Origin of the sequence: Rhizobium sp. M10, assembly GCF_002531955.1 — a bacterium.
In the GTDB taxonomy this organism is placed as follows: Bacteria; Pseudomonadota; Alphaproteobacteria; order Rhizobiales; family Rhizobiaceae; genus Rhizobium; species Rhizobium etli_C.
Genome location: NZ_NWTA01000061.1, coordinates 1 through 3,361 on the forward strand (window position 1 = coordinate 1; position 3,361 = coordinate 3,361).

Annotated in this window: 5 protein-coding genes; 2 read left to right on the forward strand and 3 right to left on the reverse strand. The window is 62.5% G+C overall.

Annotated elements, in window-relative coordinates; all coding sequences use genetic code 11:
- Nucleotides 1-516 (reverse strand): aminotransferase class I/II-fold pyridoxal phosphate-dependent enzyme (locus CO671_RS32885; protein WP_141514515.1); only part of this gene is annotated, 516 nt, incomplete at its 3' end.
- Between the two features lie 146 nt (nucleotides 517-662).
- On the opposite strand from CO671_RS32885, the gene CO671_RS32890 reads away from it, so the two are divergent.
- Both CO671_RS32890 and CO671_RS32895 read left to right on the forward strand, forming a co-directional pair.
- Nucleotides 663-1,427, forward strand: coding sequence for a heme ABC transporter permease (locus CO671_RS32890; protein ID WP_097609232.1), 765 nt, complete (start codon nucleotides 663-665; stop codon nucleotides 1,425-1,427).
- 1 nt (nucleotide 1,428) lies between these two features.
- Nucleotides 1,429-1,590, forward strand: a complete 162-nt coding sequence (locus CO671_RS32895) for a heme exporter protein CcmD (RefSeq protein WP_097609234.1) — start codon at nucleotides 1,429-1,431, stop codon at nucleotides 1,588-1,590.
- Between the two features lie 169 nt (nucleotides 1,591-1,759).
- On the opposite strand, the gene CO671_RS32900 is transcribed toward CO671_RS32895, so the two are convergent.
- Together CO671_RS32900 and CO671_RS32905 are read right to left on the reverse strand one after the other, a co-directional pair.
- Nucleotides 1,760-2,437, reverse strand: a complete 678-nt coding sequence (locus CO671_RS32900) for a CBS domain-containing protein (protein ID WP_097609236.1) — start codon at nucleotides 2,435-2,437, stop codon at nucleotides 1,760-1,762.
- A 123-nt stretch (nucleotides 2,438-2,560) separates the two neighbouring features.
- On the reverse strand, nucleotides 2,561-3,361 hold an 801-nt coding region (locus CO671_RS32905; protein ID WP_280953359.1), incomplete at its 5' end, for a cytochrome c-type biogenesis CcmF C-terminal domain-containing protein.

The following is a 3,361-nucleotide window of genomic DNA, read 5'->3' on the forward strand; positions in this document are numbered from 1 at the left end:
GGCTTTCAGCTTGGCTTCGAGATCGGCGACGTCATTGTGCTTCCAGATCACCTTGTCGCACTTGGCGTAGCGGATGCCCTCGATCATCGAGGCATGGTTCAAGGCGTCGGAGAAGATGATCAGGCCGGGGATCTTGGTGCCGAGCGTGCCGAGGGCCGCCCAGTTGGAGACATAGCCCGAGGTGAAGATCAGCGCGGATTCCTTGCCGTGCAGGTCGGCAAGCTCACGCTCGAGCAGGACGTGGTAGTGGTTGGTGCCAGAGATATTCCGGGTGCCTCCCGCACCCGCGCCACAGTGGTCGATGGCGTTTTTCATCGCCTCGATCACCTTGGGGTTCTGGCCCATGCCGAGATAGTCGTTGGAGCACCAGACCGTGACTTGCCTTTCACCGTCGGCCGTATGGCGCGTGGCGCGCGGGAAATGGCCGCGCTGACGCTCGAGATCGGCAAAAACGCGGTAACGGCCCTCGGCATGAAGCCCGTCCAGCTCGTTTTTGAAAAATGCTTCGAAATCCATCATATGCTCCTTTTGCACGGCCCAAGCGATACATGGGAGCAGCCGGTCGGTATTTGATCTCCGTCAAGTTCGGCGCAAGTCGCCCGCTTTGCCGGTGGTTGACCAGGATCAATATGCCGGGAGCGGTTTCGGGTTAAGCCGGCCTCATGAACACGCTTCTTCATCTCAAGAACGGGATTGCCGGCCTGTCGCAACCTACCAGGTTCGTGAATTTCGCCGGTCGATCGATACCCTGCCTGGCCGTTTTTACCGCCATCAGTTTCGTCATTGGATTTTACCTGAGCTGCGCCGCCGACGTGGACTATCAGCAGGGCGCGACAGTGCGGATCATGTATGTCCATGTGCCGGCGGCATGGCTCTCGCTGCTTTGCTATACCGTGATGACGGCGAATGCCGTCGGTTCGCTGGTCTGGCGGCATCCGCTGGCCGATGTCGCGGCGCGTGTGGCCGCTCCCCTTGGAGGCGCCTTCACCTTCATCGCTCTGGTGACGGGCGCCTTGTGGGGCAAGCCGATGTGGGGCGCCTGGTGGGTGTGGGATGCCCGGCTGACGTCGATGTTCATCCTGCTGATCATGTATCTCGGCATCGTAGCGATCAACCGCGCGATCGACGAACCGACCCGGGCGGCGCGTGTCACCGCCGTCCTGATCATCGTCGGCTTCGTCAACATTCCGATCATCAAGTTTTCGGTCGATTGGTGGAACACGCTTCATCAGCCGGCCAGCATCCTGCGCATCGGCGGCCCGGCCGTGGACATTGCGTTCCTCTATCCCTTGCTTGCGATGGCCGTGGCCTTCACCGCCTTGTTTTTCACGCTCTACATCGCCGCGATCCGCAACGAAGTCTGGCGCAGAAAGCTGATTTCACAACAGAGGCTGGCAGCGCGCACGGCTGCTCGACGGGAGATTTGACATGAACCACCTGCATTATGTGATCGCGGCCTATGGTGCCGCCGTTGGCGTCATGACGATCGCTGCTTTCAGAATTTGGTTGTCCGCGCAAACGCTGCGCCGACAGATCAGCGTGCTGGCCGAGGCCCGCCGGCTGCATGACAGGAATACGCCATCGACGTGATTGCTTTCCATCAAAGATGGAGCCCGGCAACCGGGCTAATATCAAAGGGCGAGTCGGGATTTTCCGTGTCAGGCAGGGAAGTTGACAGACGGCTTGCTCGATCTTGATAGATCGAGCAAGCCTCCTCGTCACTTGGCGCGATGACGGCGCGCCAATGCGACCCGAGCCTTCAATCCTGGCTGTGAACCGGCGATACCAGCAGGCAATCCTTGTAGCCGGCAATGCCGCCAAGCCCTTCGACGAGAACCTTGATCGCCCTGCGCTTGAGCTCAGATTCCACCTGACCGTCGACCGTCACTTGGCCGTTGCGGACGGATACCTGCACCTTTTGCGGGGTGAGACCGAGATCTGATCTGAGCCGGGTGCGCACCGCCAGCCGGATGGCCTCGTCTTCTCGCGGCAATACGGTCGTCGGCGCCTCGGCGATGACTCGCAAAATATCCCTTCGGCTGACGATTCCGACCAGGCGTTCGTCTTCGACGATCGGCAGCCGCTTGATGCGGTGCACCTGCAGGCTTTCGGCGATATCGGAGACTTCGCTGTCCGGCCGTGCGACGATGACATCCTGGGACATGATGTCGGCGACGCACCATCCGTTGCTGCCGATATAGCGTTCGAGGTCGATTTCGGAGATCAGTTCCGGTGCGCGTGCGGGACGAGGCGCAAACCGAACCTCCCTGCGTAAGAGCAGATCGCCTTCCGTGACCATGCCGCAGACGCGTCCCTGGTCATCAACGACGGGAAGGCCGCTGACGTGGTTTTGCAACATCACCGCGACCGCATTGCGCACGCTGACACCAGGGCTGATCGAAACCACATTCGTGGTCATTATATCCCTTGCTTGCATGGTCGCTGCCTCACTGCTCATGATTATCGTCAGAAGATGCTAGAGGTCGGCCGGTCAGATTGCTTTGATCTTCGTCAAACTGTTCCGGCCATCATCGCCGCAAAAGCGGTGGCGATGAGCGCGTCATTCCGCCGGCTCCGTGGCGGGGGCCGGCTTTGCCGGCTTCGCCCGCCTGCGCGGGGCGCCGACGCGCAGGCGGCGGTCGGAGAGCGAGACGAGACCGCCGGCGGCCATGATCAGGGCGCCGCCCCAGATGCACAGGATGAACGGCTTCCACCAGATGCGCACGACGATGCCGCCGTCGGTGGTGGCGTCGCCCAGCGAGACATAGAGCTGGCTGAGACCGAAAGTCAGGATGCCGGCCTCGGTCGTCGGCATCTGCCGAGCGGTATAGAGGCGCTTGGCCGACCAGGTGTCGGCGACCGCTACCCCGGCGCGCCGGATGGTGAAGTGGCCGCGCTCCTCGCTATAGTTCGGTCCCCTTGCCGGCCGCATGCCGTCGAACTCAAGGCTGTAGCCGCCGGCCTCGACCACCTGGCCCGGCTTCATCTCAACGACATGTTCGCTCTGGAAGGTGGTGACGGCGACGATGCCGAGCACGCTGACGCCAAGCCCGGCATGGGCAAGGGCGGTGCCGAAGGCCGAACGCGGCAGGCCGGCAAGCCGGCGCCAGGCAACACCGATGGCGAGCTTGCCGATGCCGGCGCGATACCAGAGATCGGCAATGGCGCCGAGGATCAGGAACAGCCCTGCCGCCAGCCCGAGCACCGACAGCACCGGCCCGCCATGCTCGATGTAGAACAGGATGACGGCGGCGGCGAAGGCGAGAGCGGCGACGAGATAGAGCCGCTGCAAGGCGCCGAGCAGATCGCCGCGCTTCCAGGAAAGCAGCGGCCCGAACGGCACGATGACGAGCAGCGGCGC

Excerpts from the sequence above, each read along its gene's own strand:
- CO671_RS32900 (WP_097609236.1), bottom strand. The coding sequence starts at position 2,437 with ATGCAAGCAAGGGATATAATGACCACGAATGTGGTTTCGATCAGCCCT.
- CO671_RS32890 (WP_097609232.1), top strand. The coding sequence starts at position 663 with ATGAACACGCTTCTTCATCTCAAGAACGGGATTGCCGGCCTGTCGCAA.
- CO671_RS32895 (WP_097609234.1), top strand. The coding sequence starts at position 1,429 with ATGAACCACCTGCATTATGTGATCGCGGCCTATGGTGCCGCCGTTGGC.